The organism is Nocardioides sp. Soil_C_8, assembly GCF_057656315.1.
In genome coordinates this window covers 21,512-39,875 of the sequence record NZ_JBDGKQ010000004.1, presented here as the reverse complement: position 1 = coordinate 39,875, position 18,364 = coordinate 21,512, and the positions used below count along the sequence as shown (strand labels likewise).

Here is an 18,364-nt window from a genome sequence, read left to right as displayed (position 1 = left end):
GCCGCTGACCCGTTCGACGTACGTAGAAAGTAGATCCTTGACCGTCACCACTGATTCCGTCCGCTCCGCGCTGGAGCAGGGCCCCGAGCACGGCAAGGTGGAGAGCCACCTCCACCCCGCCGGCTCGTTCGACGTCGCCGACCACGAGGTCCCGACCGGCCGCGAGGAGATCTGGCGCTTCACGCCGCTCAAGCGGCTGAAAGGCCTGCACGCCGACGCCGAGTTCATGCGCTCGGCGACCTCGTGCACGTGGAACACCCCCGCGGGCGTGCGCATCGAGGGCGTCTCCGGCGACGAGGCCCGTGGACTGCGAGGCATCTCCGGCCTCGTGCCCAACACCCGCTGGGCGGCCCGCGTGCTGGCCGAGGTCCCCGCGAGCCTGCTGATCGACGTGCCCGCCGACACCGAGGTGGCCGAGCCGATCGTCGTCGACCTCGACGGCGAGGACGCCACCGTCACCGAGGCCGGGCACGTGGCGATGCGCTTCGGAGCGCACAGCAAGGCCATCGTAGTCCTCAACCACACGGGCTCCTCGACGGTCGCCGCGGTGGTCGAGGTCGCGGTGGGTGACGGGGCCGACGTCACGGTCGTCTCGATCCAGGACTGGGCCGACGACGCCGTGCACCTCGCGCACCACCAGGCCCTCGTGGGTCGCGACGCGACCTACAAGCACGCCGCGATCTCCTTCGGCGGCGACGTGGTCCGCATGGACGCCAACGTCACCTACGACGGTCCCGGCGGCTCCGCGGAGCTCCTGGGCCTCTACTTCGCCGACGCCGGCCAGCACATCGAGCACCGGATCTTCGCCGACCACACCGCCCCGCGCACCAAGTCCCACGCGGTCTACAAGGGGGCGCTGCAGGGCGAGAAGGCGCACACGGTCTGGGTGGGCAACGTGCTCATCCGGAAGGTCGCGGAGGGTATCGAGACCTACGAGGAGAACCGCAACCTGGTTCTCACCGACGGCTGCCAGGCCGACTCGATCCCGAACCTCGAGATCGAGACCGGCGAGATCGAGGGCGCCGGGCACGCCTCGACGACTGCTCGCTTCGACGACGAGCAGCTGTTCTACCTGCAGTCGCGTGGCGTCTCCGAGCAGGAGGCGCAGCGCCTCGTCGTGCACGGCTTCTTCAACGACCTCATCCGCAAGGTCGGCGTGCCGTCCATCGAGGACCGCCTCCTCACCACCGTCGAGGCCGAGCTCGCCAAGAACGTCCTCAAGGACGTCGGCTCGCTCGCCGCGTTCGGATCGGACGACTGATGGCGTTCGAGCGCGCCTGCGCACTCGACGAGATCCGGGCCGACCAGGGCCTCGCGGTGACCTTGGGTCGCTACGAGGTCGTCGTCGCCCGCGACGGCGACGAGGTCTTCGCGCTGGAGAACGAGTGCAGCCACGCCGCGGTCGCCCTCAGCGAGGGCGAGGTCGCCGACTGCCAGATCGAGTGCTGGCTGCACGGGTCGATGTTCGACCTGCGCACCGGCAAGCCCACCAACCTCCCTGCGACCGAGCCGGTCGCCACCTTCCCGATCGAGGTACGCGGCACCGACGTGTACGTCGACACCGAGACCACCCTGAACGGAGTCACCCCCGCATGAGCAAGCTCGTCATCACCGACCTCCACGTCACCGTCGACACCGAGGACGGCCCCAAGGAGATCCTCAAGGGCGTCACCCTCACCATCAAGGAGGGCGAGACCCACGCCATCATGGGGCCCAACGGCTCGGGCAAGTCGACGCTCGCCTACTCGATCGCCGGCCACCCCAAGTACACGATCACGGGCGGCACGGTGACCCTCGACGGCCAGGACGTGCTGTCCCTCTCGGTCGACGAGCGCGCCCGCGCCGGCCTGTTCCTCGCCATGCAGTACCCCGTCGAGGTCCCGGGCGTCTCGGTCGCCAACTTCCTGCGCACCGCGAAGACGGCCATCGACGGCGAGGCACCCAAGCTGCGCACCTGGGTCAAGGACGTCAACGGCGCCCTCGAGGCGCTCAACCTCGACTCGTCGTTCTCGCAGCGCTCGGTCAACGAGGGCTTCTCCGGTGGTGAGAAGAAGCGCCACGAGATCGCCCAGCTCGAGCTGCTCGACCCCAAGGTCGCGGTGCTCGACGAGACCGACTCCGGCCTCGACATCGACGCGCTCAAGATCGTCTCGGAGGGCGTCAACCGCTTCCGCCAGCGCGAGGGCAAGGGCGTCCTGCTCATCACCCACTACACCCGCATCCTGCGCTACATCGAGCCCGACTATGTCCACGTCTTCGTCGACGGCAAGGTCGCCGAGTCCGGCGGCAAGGAGCTCGCCGACCAGCTTGAGGCCGAGGGCTATGACAAGTACCTCACGGCGGCGCGATAAGCGGCGCTGGGCTGCGTTGTCGTCACTCGACGACCCGCTCCGCTCAAAGGTCGCCTTCGCTCCTCCGCCTTGACCAGCACCGCTTCTCACACCGCCGAAAGGGGTAAGCCGATGGAAGGACTGCTCCCGGATCTCGACGTGATCCGCAAGGACTTCCCGATCCTCGAGCGCACGCTCGCGGGCGGAGTGCCGCTGGTCTACCTCGACAGCGCCAACACCTCGCAGAAGCCGCAGGTCGTCATCGACACGATGGTCGACCACCTCGAGCGGCACAACGCCAACATCGCCCGCGCCATGCACCAGCTCGGCGCGGAGTCGACGGAGGCCTACGAGGCGGCGCGCGACCAGGTCGCGGCGTTCCTCAACGCGCCGTCGCGCAACGAGGTGATCTTCACCAAGAACGCCACTGAGGCGCTCAACCTGCTGGCCCGCACGATCGAGCTCGGCCCCGGCGACAACGTCGTCATCACCGAGATGGAGCACCACTCCAACATCGTGTCGTGGCAGCTCGCCTGCGAGCGCTCGGGCGCGGAGCTGCGGTGGTTCGGGCTGACCGACGACGGTCACCTCGACCTGTCGAACGCCGACCAGCTGATCGACGACCGCACCAAGGTCGTCGCCTTCACCTGGGTGTCCAACATGCTGGGCACGATCAACCCGGTGACCGACCTCGTCGCCCGCGCCAGGGCCGCCGGCGCGCTGTCGGTCGTCGACGCCTCCCAGGCCGCGCCGCAGCTGCCGGTCGACGTACAGGCGACGGGGTGCGACTTCCTGGTCTTCACCGGCCACAAGGTGACCGGCCCGACCGGGATCGGCGTCCTGTGGGGACGTGAGGCGCTGCTCAACGAGCTGCCTCCCTTCCACGGCGGCGGCGAGATGATCGAGACCGTGACGATGGCCCGGTCGACCTTCGCCAAGGCGCCGCACCGCTTCGAGGCCGGCACCCCGCCGATCGTCGAGGCCGTCGGCCTGGGCGCGGCCGTCGACTACCTCGGCCACATCGGCCTCGACGCCATCCACCGCCACGAGCAAACGATCACGGCGTACGCCCTCGACGGGCTGCAGTCCGTGCCGGGCCTCACCGTCCTCGGCCCGCTCGACGCCACCCGGCGCGGTGGCGCGATCTCGTTCGAGCTCGCCGGCGTGCACCCGCACGACATCGCGCAGGTCCTCGACTCGCGCGGCATCGCGATCCGGGCCGGGCACCACTGCGCCAAGCCGGCGCACGCCCGCTTCGGCGTGCAGAGCTCGAGCCGGATGTCGTCCTACCTCTACACCACGCCGGCGGAGATCGACGCGCTCGTCGAGGGCCTCCACCACACCCGCAGCTACTTCAAGGTGGACGGATGAGCACCGACCTCGACGCGCTCTACCAGGAGATCATCCTGGACCACTACAAGAACCCGCACCACAAGGGCCTGCGCGACCCGTTCGAGTCCGAGGTGCACCACGTCAACCCGACCTGCGGCGACGAGGTCACCCTCCGCGTGCACCTGTCCGACGGTGTCGTCGAGGACGTGTCGTACGACAGCGTCGGCTGCTCGATCTCGCAGGCGTCGGCGTCCGTGCTGACCGACCTCGTGATCGGCAAGCCCGTCGACGAGGCCATGGGGATCCACCAGACCTTCCTCGAGCTCATGCAGGGCAAGGGACAGGTGGAGCCCGACGAGGACGTCCTCGAGGACGGTATCGCGTTCGCCGGTGTCGCCAAGTTCCCCGCGCGCGTGAAGTGCGCACTGCTCTCCTGGATGGCGTGGAAGGACGCGACCACCCAGGCCCAATCAGAAGGAGCCCCCTCATGACCGACACCCAGGGAATCGACCACGGCGACCTCCCCGACGTGCCCGAGGCCGGGCAGGGCGGCGGCACGTCGACGGTGACCGTCGACGACGTCACCGAGGCGATGAAGGACGTCGTCGACCCCGAGCTCGGGATCAACGTCGTCGACCTCGGCCTCGTCTACGGCGTGCACCTCGACGAGCACAGCAACGCCGTCCTCGACATGACCCTCACCTCGGCGGCCTGCCCGCTGACCGACGTGATCACCGACCAGACCGAGTCGGCCCTCGAGGGCCTCGTCGGCGACGTCGCCATCAACTGGGTCTGGATGCCCCCGTGGGGCCCGGACAAGATCACCGAGGACGGCCGCGAGCAGCTCCGGGCGCTCGGCTTCAACGTCTGAGCCTCGGCTGCACCTCTTGCACGTTCCGCACGAGCGGTGAGTGGGACATGTTCCGGACGTCCCACTCACCGCTCGCCCCCATTTCGGGCGGCCCCTCCCTAGGGAGGAACGTCCCCTGTGCCGGGCCCGCGGCGCTTACGGCGAACCGCCTGAGCGGTGTCCCAGCCACATTCCTGCTGCGCGCAATGTGGCTCAGCCACCGCCCGCCAGCGTGGCGACGTACGACACGCGCCTGAGCGGCGCCCCAGCCACATTCCTGCTGCGCGCAATGTGGCTCAGCCACCGCCCGAGCGGTGAGTGAGGCATGTTCTGTACGCCAGGAACCTGTCTCACTCACCGCTCGCGCGCATCACCCGACGTACGTAGGCCTCGAGCGGAGTGCTGGAGGCACTCGACGCCGCCGGAGCGCCCTCAGTCACCGCCCGACGGAGCAGGCCGATAATCCGTGGCGCCGGCGCCCGCCCCGAGCGCACACTCCATCCGTGCTCAACCCCCACCCCACGCGCTACGCCGAGCTCAACGGCGTGCTGCACGACCTCGTGACCGGTGCCCAGGAGGCGCTCGGCGGGTCGTTCGTCGGTGCGTACCTGCAGGGGTCGTTCGCGCTCGGGGCCGGTGACCTGCACAGCGACTGCGACTTCGTCGTCGTGGTGCGGGAGCGGCCCGACGGGGAGCAGGAGGCCGCGCTGCGTCGCCTCCACGCCGACCTGCCGCACCGCGACGGCTTCTGGCACGGCCACCTCGAGGGGTCGTACGCCGTCGCCGGTGACCTCGCGACCGTCGCCGGGCTCGGGCGGGAGTGGCTCTACGTGGACCACGGCTCGGACGTCATGTCGTGGTCGGAGCACTGCAACCAGCCGTGGACCCGCTGGATCCTGCGCGAGCACGGCATCACGCTCGTCGGCCCGTGCCCGGAGCAGCTGGTGGAGCCGGTCCCGGACGACGTGCTCCGGGACAGCGCGCGGGCGGGCCTGGCGACGCTCACCGACGACGTCCTGGGCTGGTGCCCACCGACCGTGGCGTGGTGCCAGCGCTACCTCGTCGTGCAGGCCAGCCGCAGCCTCTACACGATCCGCACCGGAGAGGTGGCCAGCAAGAGGGACGCGCTGCGGTGGGTGATGGTGCACGGCGACCCCGGCTGGCGTCCGCTGCTCCAGCAGGTCCTCGCCGACCGCGACCTCGGGCTCGACCCGCAGGCGCCGCCGCGGCCGGGGTCGATGGAGGCCGCGCGGGACTACGCGGCGTACGTCGCCCGCGTGGCCTGACTGGCTACCCTTCGGGCATGGATCCCGAGGTCGAGCCCAGCGCCGTCGAGCTGTCCGAGGTCGAGTTCGACCACGAGGAGCTGCGGGTCTTCTGGGACCTCGCCCGCTTCCACGCCAAGCTCAACGCGGCCCCGACCTACTTCGGTCCGACCACGCTGGAGTCCGTGCCACCGCCTGCGTGGGCGTACGGCGACTCGGCGGAGGAGTCCGACGCCTACGTCGCGACGGTGCTCGCCGCCGACGAGGGCAGCACGACGGCGGCGGTGGGCGACTACGCCGGCGACCTCCCGCAGGAGGGAGTCCTCTCGATCCTCTGCGACGGATCCGGCCGGCCGCGGGCACTCGTCGAGGTCAGCGACGTCAGCGTCACCGGCGACGAGGTGACCGAGTCGTTCAGGGTCGTCTACCAGGCCTGAGCGCTTCCCGGGCGTGTGGGAGAGTCCTCGCATGGCTGAGCGGATGACCTACCTCCTCGTCGACGGGGAGAACATCGACGCCACCCTGGGCACCTCGATCCTGGGCCGGCGTCCGCGTCCCGAGGAGCGGCCGCGCTGGGACCGGTTGCTGGAGTGGGCCGAGCGGGCCTTCGACCAGGACGTGACCGGCCTGTTCTTCCTCGCCGCCAGCACCGAGCTCCCGATCAGCTTCGTCCAGGCCCTGCTCGCGATCGGCTTCAAGCCGATCCCGCTGAGCGGCGAGGGCAAGGTCGTCGACATCGCGATCCAGCGCACCGCCGAGGCGTTGGTCGACCGACCCGCGGACGTGGTGCTGGTCAGCCACGACGGCGACTTCGTCGACCAGGTCTCGGCGCTCTGCGACGGCAGCCGCCAGGTCGGCGTCATCGGGTTCACCGAGTTCGTGAACTCCCAATTCCGCAACCTGCCGGGCCTGCGCATCTTCGACCTCGAGTACGACCTCGGGGCCTTCAACACCGCCCTGCCGCGCGTCCGGGTCATCCCGATCGACCAGTTCGACCCGCTCGAGTTCCTCTGAGCCCGGATCCTGTCGATGTAGCATTCTTGCTACATCGATAGCACTGGAACTACATTGGTCGGGTGAGCACCGCACCCGGTCCCGCCATCGAGGTCCGCGACCTGCGCATGCGCTACGGCGACAAGGACGTCCTCACCGGCGTCGAGTTCTCCGTCGAGCCCGGTGAGGTGGTCTGCCTGCTCGGCCCCAACGGCGCAGGCAAGACCACGACGATCGAGATCCTCGAGGGCTTCCGCGACCGCTCGGCCGGCGACGTCCGGGTCCTCGGGGAGGACCCCCGGCGGGCGAGCGAGGAGTTCCGCGCGCGCACGGGAGTGGTGCTGCAGTCCTGGCGCGACCACGCGCGGTGGACGCCGCGGGCGTTGCTCGACCAGGTGGGCGGCTACTACCGGCCGTTCTCCACCCCGGACCGGTCCCGACCGGTTCCCACCGACGAGCTGTTGGAGGTCGTCGGCCTCGTCGACCTCGCGGACCAGAAGATCGCCACCTTCTCCGGAGGTCAGCGCCGCCGGCTCGACGTGGCCATGGGGATCATCGGTCGGCCGGAGCTGCTCTTCCTCGACGAGCCGACCGCCGGCTTCGACCCGCAGGCGCGCCGTGACTTCCACCAGGTCGTGCACCGCCTCGCGGACCTCGAGCACACCACGATCCTCCTGACCACCCACGACCTCGACGAGGCGGAGAAGCTCGCCGACCGGGTCCTCGTGCTCGCCGGCGGTCGCATCGTCGCGGACGACACGGCCGAGCAGCTGGCCCTGCGTGCCGCACTGGGCGTCGAGGTGAAGTGGACGCGCGGTGGCGAGCGCTTCGTCCACTCGACCGACGACGCGACCGACTTCGTCCGCCGGCTGCTCAACGAGCCCGGTGAGCCGGTGGTCGACCTGGAGGTGCGTCGGGCGAGCCTCGAGGACGCCTACCTCGACCTGGTCCAACGACACGAGGCGGGACAGGCCGACGAGGCGGTCCGCGCCTTCACGGAGGTGATGTGATGAGCGGCACGACGTCGACAGGTCCTGTCGTCCCGCACGCCGTGGGCCTCGGCCTGCGACGCGGGTGGACGGAGTTCGTCCTCAGCCTCCGCAGCTCCCAGGACCAGTGGTTCTACCTGTTCACCGCGTTCCTCGCCGTGGGCTACCTCTACCTCCGCCGGGACACACCCGTCGACGACACGGGGCTCCTGCTCCCGTCGGTCGCCCTGCCCAGCATCCTCGCCGGCCTCATCGCGTTCGGCCTCGTGATCGGTCCCGCCTACAGCCTGGCGATGGAGAAGGAGGACGGCACCCTGCTGCGCGCCAAGGCAGTCCCGCACGGGCTCGTGGGCTACTTCTCGGGCCAGCTCGTGTTCCACTCCGCCAGCCTGGTCCCGCAGGCGGTCGCGGTCCTCGTCCCGAGCTTCCTGCTCTTCGACGACCTCATGGCCCACCCGAGCGGCTGGTTCACCGTCCTGTGGGTGACGGTCCTCGGCCTGCTCGCGCTGCTTCCGATCGGCATGATGATCGGCGCGCTGGTGCCGTCGGTGCAGAAGGTGGGCATGTGGGGGATGCTCCCGGTCATGGCGCTGGCCGGCATCTCGGGGATCTTCTACCCGGTGCAGGCGCTCTGGGGCTGGGTGCAGGTGGTCGCCCAGGTGTTCCCGATGTACTGGATGGGGCTCGGCATGCGCTCGGCCTTCCTGCCCGACAGCTACGCCGCCGCGGAGATCGGCGGATCCTGGCGCACGCTGGAGACCGTGGCGGTGCTGGGCGTCTGGGCGGTCGTCGGCGCCGTGGTCGCGCCGGCCCTCCTGCGCCGGATGGCGCGGCGCCAGTCCGGGTCCACCGTCGCAGCGGCCCGCGAGGCCGCGGTGCAGTGGACCCGATGAGCGACGTCGTGCACAACCGCATCGCGCTGCTGCGCGCCGAGCAGGGCGTCTCGCGGCGCGACCTGGCTTCCGCGCTCGGCGTCCACTACCAGACCGTGGGCTACATCGAGCGCGGTGACAACAGCCCCAGCCTCGACCTCGCGCTCCGCATCGCGGCGTTCTTCGAGGTGCCGGTCGAGGCGGTGTTCTCGCTGACCCCGTTCCCACGGATCAGCGACCAGTCCGGCCACACCGCCTGACCGGCCGCTAGCGTTCAGTCGTGCCGTCCGTCCTGGTCCCCGTCGCGCGCTGGGAGCGGTGGGTCGCCAACTTCGCGACCGGTCACGGTGGGGCCGAGCTGTCGGTGTCCGACGGCGGGCTGAGCGGGGAGGCGGTCGACGGCTCCCACTTCACGGCCCGGCTCCCGTTCGCGAGGGCGTACGACGGTGCGCCGGGGGCGAGCGAGTTCGCGGCGGCGGCCGGTGCAGCGGGGGAGTGGGGCGTGCTCCTCGTGCGCAAGGGCGGCTTCGCGATCGCGCGCCTGGACGGGCCCACGCTGGTCGAGCACAAGATCGGCCAGCGCCACGTGCAGGGACGCACCAAGGCCGGCGGCCAGAGCCAGCAGCGCTTCGCCCGCCGGCGCGACAACCAGGCGCGCCAGGCCTACGAGGCGGCCGCCGACCACACGGCGCGGATCCTGGGCGGCGTACACCTCGTCGTCACCGGCGGTGACCACGCTGCGGTGGATGCCGTGCTGGCCGACCCGCGCCTGTCGTCGGTGACGGTCGTGGCCCCGTGGCTGCCGGTGCCGGACCCGCGCCGGGCCGTCCTCGACCGGGCGATCGAGGACGCGCAGTCGGTCGCCGTCGAGGTGACCAACGCCTGACGCCGACGAGACACACCGAGGCTGGCGACACCCGGAGCTCGGCCCCGATACCGTCAGGTGCGTGAGCAACGCGATCGAGGTCAGGGACCTGGTCAAGGAGTTCGGCACGACTCGGGCGCTCGACGGCCTCGACCTCGAGGTCGCCACGGGGGAGGTGCACGGGTTCCTGGGCCCCAACGGTGCGGGCAAGTCCACCACGATCCGGGTGCTGCTCGGCCTGCTACGGGCCAGCTCCGGCTCGGCACGGCTCCTCGGCGGTGACCCATGGGGTGACGCAGCCACGCTGCACCGGCGTCTCGCGTACGTCCCGGGCGACGTGACGTTGTGGCCCAACCTCACCGGGGGTGAGGTCATCGACCTGCTCGGCCGGCTGCGCGGCGGCATCGACGAGAAGCGCCGCGCCGACCTGGTCGAGCGCTTCGAGCTCGACCCGTCCAAGAAGGGACGCACGTACTCCAAGGGCAACCGGCAGAAGGTCGCCCTCGTCGCCGCCCTCGCCAGCGACGTCGAGCTGCTGCTTCTCGACGAGCCGACCAGCGGTCTCGACCCGCTGATGGAGGCAGTCTTCCAGCAGTGCGTCGACGAGTTCCGCGACCAGGGAGGCACGGTGCTGCTCTCCAGCCACATCCTCGCCGAGGTGGAGCGGCTGTGCGACCGCGTGAGCATCATCCGCTCCGGTCGGTGCGTCGAGTCGGGCACCCTCACCGAGCTGCGCCACCTCACGCGCACGACCGTGCGCGCGGAGACCGACCGGCCTGTCGACGGCCTGGCCGACCAGGACGGCGTGCACGACCTGCTCGTCGAGGGGCACCGGGTCGCCTTCGAGGTCGACACACCCGCGCTGTCCGCTGCGCTCGCCGTCCTCCAGGAGGCCGGGCTGGGTTCGCTCACCGCGACGCCGCCGACGCTCGAGGAGCTCTTCATGCGGCACTACGGCGACGACGTGGCCGCGGCCGCAGCAGAGGTGGAGGTCGACGCGCCGTGACCGGGACCTGGTTGCTCCTGCGTCACTTCCTGCGGCGCGACCGTCTCGTGGTGCTCGCCTGGGCGGCCGGCATCACCCTGCTCTACTGGTCGCAGGCGGTCAGCGTGAAGGGCCTCTACGCGACCCAGGCGGAGCTCGACAGGGCCGCCGCAGCCATGGAGGCCAACGCGGCCTTCGTCGCGATGGCCGGTCCTGCGCGGGCGCTCGACACGATCGGCGGGCAGGTGACGTGGCAGTCCACCGCCTTCGGCGCGATCACGGTCGGGCTGATGTCGATGTTCCTCGTCGTGCGGCACACGCGTGCGGAGGAGGAGTCCGGGCGGGACGAGATGCTGCGTGCCTCCGCAGTCGGGCGGGAGGCCACCACGATGGCCACCGTCCTCGTCGCCCTGGTCGCCAACCTCGTCACCGGAGGCCTGGTCGCCGTCAGCCTGGCGACCTTCCCGCTCGCGGTCGCCGACTCCGTCGCGCTCGGCGTCGGCCTGGCGGCCGTCGGCATGGTCTTCGCAGGAGTCGCGCTGCTCGCCGCCCAGCTCACGTCGAGCGCGCGGGCGGCGTACGGCATCACGGGCGCCGTCATCGGTGCCGCGTATGTCCTACGGGCCGTGGGCGACCTCGGCTCACCGGTCCTGACCTGGCTCTCGCCGATCGGCTGGTACCAGGGCATGCATGCCTTCTCCGGGCTGAGGTGGTGGCCACTCCTGCTGCTTCTGGCCGCGGCCGCCCTCTTCGTGGCGGCCGCCGGTGCCACGTTCCGACGTCGTGACCACGGTTCGGGGGTCCTCGCCGCGCGTCCCGGCCCGAGCCGGGCGGCCGAGCGGCTCACGACCCCGTGGGGGCTGGCTTGGCGCCTGCAGCGCGGGTCGCTGATCGGCTGGGCCCTGGGCCTCCTGCTCACCGGACTCTCCTACGGCTCCCTGGGCAGCGACGTCGGGGACCTGCTCGGCGACTCCGACGCGACCCGCGAGGTCTTCGCGCAGGGAAGCGGCGACCTCACCGACGGCTTCTACGCCACGGCCATCCTGATGCTGGCCCTCATGTCCTCGGGGTACGCAGTCTCGGCGGCGCTGCGCCCCCGCCACGACGAGGCGTCCGGAGTCGTCGAGGTCCTCCTGGCCACCGGCCTCTCGCGGCGCCGATGGCTGCTGACGCAGGTGCTCTTCACCGTGTGCGGGACGGTCATCGTGCTGCTGGCCGCCGGAGTCGGCCTCGGCGTGGGGTACGCACTGACGACCGGCGACGCCAGCGTGGCCGGCACCTACCTGGTCGCACTCGCGCCCTACCTCGCGCCCGTCCTCGTGCTCAGCAGCCTGGCCTGGCTGCTCTTCGGCATCCGCTCCCGCCTGGCGCCGTTGGCGTGGGTGGGCCTGCTGTTCGCCGTCGTGGTGATGCTCTTCGGGCAGGTCCTCCGGATGCCGGAGTGGCTGCAGGACATCTCGCCCTTCCACCACCTGGCGCTGACACCGGTCGAGGACGTCCGGTGGGCACCGGTCGCCGGGCTGGCGCTCGTCGCCGTCGCGCTCAGCGCGGCCGGGGAGCTGCTCTTCCGCCGTCGCGACGTGGAGGTGCACTAGCGTCACGCCCATGTGGCAGCCGGAGCCGGGATGGCAGCGCCTCCCGGGTGCAGGTCCGGCCACCGTCGGCGTGTGGTCGGCCACCCACCTCGGCCAGGACGTGGTCGTCAAGCGGCTGCGCCGGCCCGAGGCGCACGACGCGCCGGGCGTCCTCGTCCCGGGCGACGTGAACTACTGGCGGCGTGCCGCCGACGTCGCCCTCAGCGGCGTGGTGACCGACGCGCCCGGGCTGCGCGAGGCGCCGGTCGTCCGCGTGGACGAGGACGAGGAGGGCATCACCCTCGTCCACGAGCGGGTCGAGACCGCCGACCCGCCTGGGCTGTGGCTGGCCGCCTGCCTCGGACGCTTCGCCGCAGTCGACCTCGGGGACCACCCGTGGCTCGCGCGCGACCAGCTGCGCAGCCGGCTCCGCCTCGTCGAGCGCCGCGGTGGCTGGCGCACCCTCGCCCGCACACCGGTCGCCGACATCGCCGACCACCTGTGGTCGCGCCGCGACATGTGGCTGGACCGCTGCGACGCCCTCCCGCAGGTGGCGCAGCACGGCGACCCGTCCGCCGCCAACATCCCGGGGCGCCACGGGGACGGCGCCGTCGCGATCGACTGGGCCCACCTCGGCCGGGGACCGGTCGGCGCCGACCTCGGCTACCTGTCGCTGGCGACCCGCGAGGACGTCGAGCCCCTCGTCGAGGCGTACGTCGCCGCGCTGCCCGCCGGCCTGGCGACGAACGAGGACGTCGTGACGGGAGCGCGCGTCATGGCCGTGTACACCGCCCTGACCCGGCTCGACTGGGCGCTCGCCCGGGTCGCCGAGGGCGAGGGGGCGCTGGCCGGCAAGTTCCGCCACCCCAGCGTCGCGCCGTACATCCGCTCCATGCAGCGCCAGGTCGGCCAGATCGAGGCGCTGCTCAGCGACCGCTGAGCGCCCCGGTCAGAGCGAGGAGGCCGAGAAGGTGTCGCACGCCTCGAGCGTGCCCTCCTGGTAGCCGCGGGTGAACCACGCCATCCGCTGCTCCGACGAGCCGTGCGTCCATCCCTCGGGGTCGACGCCCTGGCCGGACTTCTGCTGGATCCGGTCGTCGCCGACCGCCTTGGCCGAGTCGAGCGCCTCGCGGATGTCGCCCTCGTCGAGCCCGGTCAGGATGCCGTCGCCGCCGCTGGCGTCCTTCGTCCACATGCCGGCGTAGCAGTCGGCCTGCAGCTCGAGGCGCACGGCGTCGGAGTCGGCGCCCTTCTGGGTGCGGACCTGGCCCATGGTGCCCATCAGGTTCTGGATGTGGTGGCCGTACTCGTGGCCGAGGACGTAGGGCTCGACGAAGTCGCCGCCCTGGCCCCCGAGCTGCCCCTCGAGGACGTCGGCGAAGAAGGTCGTGTCGAGGTAGATCTGCTGGTCGGGCGGGCAGTAGAACGGGCCCACCTGCGACGACGCCTGGCCGCAGCCGGTCTGGACGGCGCCGGCGAAGGTCCTGATGTCGGCCGGGGTGAACTCCGTGCCGGCCTGCTCCGGGAGCGTCTCCGCCCAGTACTGCTCGAGCGAGAGCGCCACGGCCTTGCGGGCGCAGTCGGCGTCGGTGTTCGCGTCTGCGCCGGTCTTGCAGTTCGCGTAGCGCTCGTCGCCGGTGTCGATGCCGTCCGGCTCGCCCTGTCCCTGGCCCTGCGGGCTGGCGCCACCATCGCCGCCGGGCAGGCCGCCGCCCATGCACTGGGTCAGCACCACGAACAGGATGATGATGATGAGGCCGCCGATGCCGCCGCCGGCCCGGGTGCCGCCGGGCAGCGGGATGCGCATCGGGCCGCCCCCACCACCGCCGCGACCGGCGTCGCTGACGCGGCCCCCGCTGATGTCGGCCTTCGGGTTGAAGCGCATGGGGGTTGCCTTTCCGCAGGTCATGGGGTCGATCCGACCTCTGCGCACAGTAGCGCGTGCGTCGCCGATGGGACTCCTTGCTCCACCCCTTCGTAGGATGTCGCCCGAGATGATCACCGCCCAGAAGCTCGAGGTCAGAGCCGGCGCGCGGCTCCTCATGGAGGACGTCACCTTCCGCATCGCCGCAGGCGACAAGGTCGGCCTCGTGGGGCGCAACGGAGCCGGCAAGACGACCCTCACCCGCATCCTCGCCGGCGAGGGCCAGCCCGCCTCGGGACAGGTCCTGCGCAGCGGCGACATCGGCTACCTGCCGCAGGACCCCCGGGTCGGCGACCCGGCGGTGATCGCCCGCGACCGGATCCTGTCCGCGCGCGGCCTCGACGAGGTCGTACGCCGCCTGCGCGAGGCCGAGGTCGACATGGCGAGCGATGACCCGAAGGTCCACGAGCGTGGCATGAAGCGGTGGTCCCGCGCCGACGCCGAGCTGCACGCGGGCGGTGGCTACGCGGCCGAGTCCGAGGCCGCGCAGATGGCTGCCGCGCTCGGCATCGAGGAGCGCCTGCTCGCCCAGCCGATCGGCACGCTGTCGGGCGGCCAGCGCCGCCGGGTCGAGCTCGCGCGGATCCTGTTCTCGGGGGCCGAGATCATGCTGCTCGACGAGCCGACCAACCACCTCGACGCCGACTCGATCGTCTGGCTCCGCGACTTCCTCAAGGCGCACCGGGGCGGCTTCGTGGTCATCAGCCACGACAACGCCCTCCTCGAGGCCACCGTCAACAAGGTGTTCCACCTCGACGCCAACCGCGCCGTCATCGACGTCTACAACATGGGCTGGCACAACTACCTGACCCAGCGCGAGGACGACGAGAAGCGCCGCCGGCGCGAGCGCCAGAACGCCGAGAACAAGGCGAAGGTGCTGACCGACCAGGCCAACAAGATGCGGGCCAAGGCCACCAAGGCGCAGGCTGCGCAGTCGATGCTCAAGCGGGCCGAGAAGATGATGGCCGGCATCGAGACCGAGCGACAGGCAGACAAGGTCGCGCGCATCGCCTTCCCGGAACCGGCGCCGTGTGGCAAGACGCCGCTGATGGGCACGGAGCTGTCGAAGTCCTACGGCTCGCTCGAGGTCTTCACCGCCGTCGACCTCGCGATCGACCGGGGGAGCCGCGTGGTCATCCTCGGCCTCAACGGCGCCGGCAAGACCACGATGCTGCGGATCCTCGCGGGAGTCGACCAGCCGGACACCGGTGAGGTGGTGCCGGGCCACGGGCTGAAGATGGGCTACTACGCCCAGGAGCACGAGACGCTCGACGTCAACCGCACCGTGCTGGAGAACATGCACAGCGCCGCGCCCGAGCTCACCGACACCCAGGCACGCTCGGTGCTCGGCTCGTTCCTCTTCTCGGGCGACGATGCCCACAAGCCGGCCGGTGTGCTGTCCGGCGGCGAGAAGACCCGACTGGCGCTCGCGATCCTCGTGGTCTCCAGCGCCAACGTGCTGCTGCTCGACGAGCCGACGAACAACCTCGACCCGGCCTCCCGCGAGGAGGTGCTCCACGCGATCCGGAGCTACACCGGGGCGATCATCCTCGTCACCCACGACGAGGGTGCCGTCCGCGCGCTCGACCCCGATCGCGTGCTGCTCCTGCCCGACGGCGACGAGGACCTCTGGAGCGAGGACTACGCGGACCTGGTGTCCCTCGCCTGAGGGTTACTCACGAGTAGTAACCTGCTCGACATGACTCCCGAAGAGCTCGCCGCGGTCGGCCTCCGCCTCGAGGTGGACGGCCCCGTCGCCACGATCACGCTCGACCGGCCCGAGGTGCGCAACGCCCAGACCCCGGCCATGTGGCTGGCGCTGGCCGAGGTCGGTGCCGCGCTGCCCGACGCCGTACGCGTCGTGGTGGTGACGGGGGAGGGCGACACCTTCTCGGCCGGTCTCGACCGCGCGATGCTCGACCCGGCCAACGCGGGGGAGGGCACCGTGCTGGGGTTGCTCGCCCTGAGCGACGAGGAAGCCTCGGCCCGGATCGGGGAGTTCCAGCGCGGCTTCACCTGGCTGCGCGACCCGCGCTTCGTCTCCGTCGCCAAGGTGCGGGGGTACGCCATCGGCGCCGGCTTCCAGCTGGCGCTCGCCTGCGACCTGCGGGTCGCCGCCGACGACGCGAAGTTCTCCATGAAGGAGTCGGCCCTCGGGCTGGTGCCGGACCTCACGGGAACAAAGCCGCTGGTGGAGCACGTTGGATACGCCAGGGCCCTGGAGATCTGCGCCACCGCTCGGGTGGTGGAGGCTGCCGAGGCCCAGGCCATCGGGCTGACCACCCACGTCGTCCCGACGGCCGACCTCGACCGCGCCGTCGCCGACCTCGCAGCCGCCCTGGCTGCGCCGATGCCCGACGTGGTCACCGAGACCAAGTTGCTGCTGCAGGGCGCCGCGGACCGCGGCCTCGACGAGCAGCGCCGCCTCGAGCGCGAGGCCCAGGTGCGGCGGTTCCGCGCCCTGGCCGCAGCGCTGGGAGGCTGAGGCGAAGGGGAACCCGATGTCGATGATGGGAGCCGGTGGACCACCCTGGCGGCACCTGCGCCAGGACCGCAGCGTGGTCGAGAACCGGATCGAGCGGGAGACGGTCCGCCGCGTCATCGGCTTCGCCAGGCCGCACCGTCCGCTGATCGTCGCATTCCTCCTCGTCACGGTCGTCGACGCCGCCCTCGTGGTGCTGCCGCCCCTGCTGCTCGGCCTGATCATCGACAAGGGCGTCAGCCAGGGCGACGTGTCGGTCGTCATCGGGCTCGCGGCGCTCGTCGCGCTCGTTGCCGTGGTCGACTCCTGCTTCGGCCTGGTCACCGGCTGGCTCTCCAGCCGCATCGGCGAGGGACTGATCTACGACCTGCGCACCCAGGTGTTCGCCCACGTGCAGCGCCAGTCCCTGGCGTTCTTCACGCGCACGCAGACCGGTGCCCTGGTGAGCCGGCTCAACAACGACGTCATCGGTGCGCAGCGAGCCTTCACCTCGACGCTCCAGGGCACCGTCTCCAACATCATCTCGGCGATCGTCGTCGGCGTGACCATGCTGTTCCTCAGCTGGCAGGTCACCCTGCTGTGCCTCGCGCTCTTCCCCGTGCTGCTCGTCGCCTCCCGGGCGGTCGGCAACCGGCTCGCCGGCCTCTCCCGCGAGCAGATGGACGGCAACGCCGACCTCGGCAACGCGATGACCGAGCGCTTCAACGTGGGCGGCGCCATGCTGCTCAAGCTCTTCGGCCGCCGCGAGGAGGAGGACGTCGTCTACGCCGAGAAGGCCGCCGTTGTGCGCGACCTCGGCGTCCGGATCGCCCTCCTCACCCGCATCTTCTTCGCCGCGATGACGCTGGTGCCCCAGCTGGCAGTCGCGCTGGTCTACGGCATCGGCGGCTGGCTGGCCATCCGCGGCGACCTCTCCATCGGCACCATCGTCGCGCTCGGCGTGCTGCTCCTCCGTCTCCTCGGGCCGCTGCAGGGGCTCTCCAACGTGCGCATCGACGTGATGACCGCGCTGGTCAGCTTCGACCGGGTCTTCGAGGTCCTCGACCTGCCGTCGCTCATCCAGGAGAAGCCGGACGCCGTCGCGCTCGCGCCCACCGCCTCCCGCCTCGAGTTCGACCACGTCGCGTTCACCTACCCGCGCGCCGACCAGATCTCGCTCGCCTCGCTCGAGACCGTCGCGCGGACTGAGTCGCGCGACACCGGCCAGGTGCTCCACGACGTGACGTTCACCGCCGCTCCGGGCCAGATGGTCGCCCTCGTCGGGCCCTCGGGAGCCGGCAAGACGACGGTCACCCACCTCGTGGCCCGGCTCTACGACGTCGAGTCCGGCGCGGTGCGGGTCGGTGGCCACGACGTCCGCGACGTCACCCTCCAGTCGCTGGAGGACGTGGTCGGCTACGTCACCCAGGACGCGCACATGTTCCACGACACCATCCGCGCGAACCTCCTCTACGCCCGCCCATCGGCGTCCGAGGCCGAGGTCTGGGAGGCCCTCGAGGCCGCCCAGGTCGACCGCCTGGTCCGGTCGCTGCCCGACGGCCTCGACACGGTCGTCGGCGACCGGGGCTACCGGCTCAGCGGGGGAGAGCGACAGCGGCTCGCGATCGCGCGCCTGCTGCTCAAGGCGCCCGCCATCGTGGTGCTCGACGAGGCCACCGCCCACCTCGACAGCGAGTCCGAGGCCGCCGTCCAGCAGGCGCTCGACGCCGCGCTCGAGGGACGTACGTCGCTGGTGATCGCGCACCGGCTCTCCACCGTGCGCAACGCCGACCTCATCCTCGTCCTGGACGACGGTCGGGTCGTCCAGCACGGCACCCACGCCGAGCTGCTCGCCGCTGGCGGGCTCTACGCGACCCTCCACGCCACCCAGTTCCGCGAGGAGAAGGTCGAGCTCCCCGGCTAG

20 protein-coding genes are annotated in these 18,364 nt (G+C 71.3%); 19 read left to right on the top strand and 1 reads right to left on the bottom strand.

The window, feature by feature from the left end:
• Positions 1-37: 37 nt before the first annotated feature.
• From sufD to AC3A3L_RS17055, 16 genes are all read left to right on the top strand, one after another.
• Positions 38-1,261, top strand: coding sequence for a Fe-S cluster assembly protein SufD (gene sufD / locus AC3A3L_RS17130; protein ID WP_487641250.1), 1,224 nt, complete (start codon positions 38-40; stop codon positions 1,259-1,261).
• Positions 1,261-1,596, top strand: a complete 336-nt coding sequence (locus AC3A3L_RS17125; protein ID WP_487641249.1) for a non-heme iron oxygenase ferredoxin subunit — start codon at positions 1,261-1,263, stop codon at positions 1,594-1,596. Before sufD ends, AC3A3L_RS17125 begins: the two co-directional genes overlap by 1 nt.
• Positions 1,593-2,351 carry a Fe-S cluster assembly ATPase SufC gene (gene sufC, locus AC3A3L_RS17120; RefSeq protein ID WP_487641248.1) on the top strand — a complete coding sequence of 253 codons (759 nt, stop codon included), beginning with the start codon at positions 1,593-1,595 and terminating at the stop codon, positions 2,349-2,351. Before AC3A3L_RS17125 ends, sufC begins: the two co-directional genes overlap by 4 nt.
• Positions 2,352-2,462: 111 nt before the next feature.
• Positions 2,463-3,701, top strand: coding sequence for a cysteine desulfurase (locus AC3A3L_RS17115; RefSeq protein WP_487641247.1), 1,239 nt, complete (start codon positions 2,463-2,465; stop codon positions 3,699-3,701).
• Positions 3,698-4,153, top strand: coding sequence for a Fe-S cluster assembly sulfur transfer protein SufU (gene sufU, locus AC3A3L_RS17110; RefSeq protein WP_487641246.1), 456 nt, complete (start codon positions 3,698-3,700; stop codon positions 4,151-4,153). The genes AC3A3L_RS17115 and sufU overlap by 4 nt, the downstream gene beginning before the upstream one ends.
• On the top strand, positions 4,150-4,533 hold the full coding sequence (locus AC3A3L_RS17105; RefSeq protein ID WP_268113701.1) for a metal-sulfur cluster assembly factor: 384 nt from the start codon (positions 4,150-4,152) through the stop codon (positions 4,531-4,533). Before sufU ends, AC3A3L_RS17105 begins: the two co-directional genes overlap by 4 nt.
• A 482-nt stretch (positions 4,534-5,015) precedes the next feature.
• Positions 5,016-5,798 carry an aminoglycoside adenylyltransferase domain-containing protein gene (locus AC3A3L_RS17100; RefSeq protein ID WP_487641245.1) on the top strand — a complete coding sequence of 261 codons (783 nt, stop codon included), beginning with the start codon at positions 5,016-5,018 and terminating at the stop codon, positions 5,796-5,798.
• Positions 5,799-5,815: 17 nt separating this feature from the next.
• Complete coding sequence (locus tag AC3A3L_RS17095; RefSeq protein ID WP_487641244.1) at positions 5,816-6,214, top strand: hypothetical protein; 399 nt, start codon at positions 5,816-5,818, stop codon at positions 6,212-6,214.
• 31 nt (positions 6,215-6,245) lie between these two features.
• Positions 6,246-6,791: an NYN domain-containing protein gene (locus AC3A3L_RS17090; protein ID WP_487641243.1), complete on the top strand. Its 546-nt coding sequence runs from the start codon at positions 6,246-6,248 to the stop codon at positions 6,789-6,791.
• 62 nt (positions 6,792-6,853) lie between these two features.
• Positions 6,854-7,780 carry an ABC transporter ATP-binding protein gene (locus AC3A3L_RS17085; protein ID WP_487641242.1) on the top strand — a complete coding sequence of 309 codons (927 nt, stop codon included), beginning with the start codon at positions 6,854-6,856 and terminating at the stop codon, positions 7,778-7,780.
• On the top strand, positions 7,780-8,652 hold the full coding sequence (locus AC3A3L_RS17080; protein ID WP_487641241.1) for an ABC transporter permease: 873 nt from the start codon (positions 7,780-7,782) through the stop codon (positions 8,650-8,652). The genes AC3A3L_RS17085 and AC3A3L_RS17080 overlap by 1 nt, the downstream gene beginning before the upstream one ends.
• On the top strand, positions 8,649-8,891 hold the full coding sequence (locus AC3A3L_RS17075; protein WP_487641240.1) for a helix-turn-helix transcriptional regulator: 243 nt from the start codon (positions 8,649-8,651) through the stop codon (positions 8,889-8,891). The genes AC3A3L_RS17080 and AC3A3L_RS17075 overlap by 4 nt, the downstream gene beginning before the upstream one ends.
• A gap of 20 nt (positions 8,892-8,911) precedes the next feature.
• Positions 8,912-9,517, top strand: coding sequence for an acVLRF1 family peptidyl-tRNA hydrolase (locus AC3A3L_RS17070; protein WP_487641239.1), 606 nt, complete (start codon positions 8,912-8,914; stop codon positions 9,515-9,517).
• A 61-nt stretch (positions 9,518-9,578) separates the two neighbouring features.
• Positions 9,579-10,502: an ABC transporter ATP-binding protein gene (locus AC3A3L_RS17065; protein ID WP_487641238.1), complete on the top strand. Its 924-nt coding sequence runs from the start codon at positions 9,579-9,581 to the stop codon at positions 10,500-10,502.
• Positions 10,499-12,076, top strand: coding sequence for an ABC transporter permease (locus AC3A3L_RS17060; protein ID WP_487641237.1), 1,578 nt, complete (start codon positions 10,499-10,501; stop codon positions 12,074-12,076). The genes AC3A3L_RS17065 and AC3A3L_RS17060 overlap by 4 nt, the downstream gene beginning before the upstream one ends.
• A 10-nt stretch (positions 12,077-12,086) precedes the next feature.
• The gene (locus AC3A3L_RS17055) at positions 12,087-12,995 is read left to right on the top strand and encodes a phosphotransferase (protein WP_487641236.1); all 909 of its coding nucleotides are present in this window, start codon (positions 12,087-12,089) and stop codon (positions 12,993-12,995) included.
• Between the two features lie 9 nt (positions 12,996-13,004).
• On the opposite strand, the gene ypfJ is transcribed toward AC3A3L_RS17055, so the two are convergent.
• The gene (ypfJ, locus tag AC3A3L_RS17050; protein WP_487641235.1) at positions 13,005-13,940 is read right to left on the bottom strand and encodes a KPN_02809 family neutral zinc metallopeptidase; all 936 of its coding nucleotides are present in this window, start codon (positions 13,938-13,940) and stop codon (positions 13,005-13,007) included.
• A 109-nt stretch (positions 13,941-14,049) separates the two neighbouring features.
• Here ypfJ and abc-f point away from each other — a divergent pair, with 109 nt between their 5' ends.
• The 3 genes from abc-f to AC3A3L_RS17035 are packed head-to-tail and all read left to right on the top strand — an operon-like array spanning position 14,050 to position 18,364.
• The gene (gene abc-f / locus AC3A3L_RS17045) at positions 14,050-15,648 is read left to right on the top strand and encodes a ribosomal protection-like ABC-F family protein (protein ID WP_487641234.1); all 1,599 of its coding nucleotides are present in this window, start codon (positions 14,050-14,052) and stop codon (positions 15,646-15,648) included.
• A 30-nt stretch (positions 15,649-15,678) separates the two neighbouring features.
• Entirely contained in the window at positions 15,679-16,464 is a 786-nt protein-coding gene (locus AC3A3L_RS17040) for an enoyl-CoA hydratase/isomerase family protein (RefSeq protein WP_487641233.1), read from the top strand.
• Positions 16,465-16,480: 16 nt separating this feature from the next.
• Positions 16,481-18,364, top strand: a complete 1,884-nt coding sequence (locus tag AC3A3L_RS17035; protein WP_487641232.1) for an ABC transporter ATP-binding protein — start codon at positions 16,481-16,483, stop codon at positions 18,362-18,364.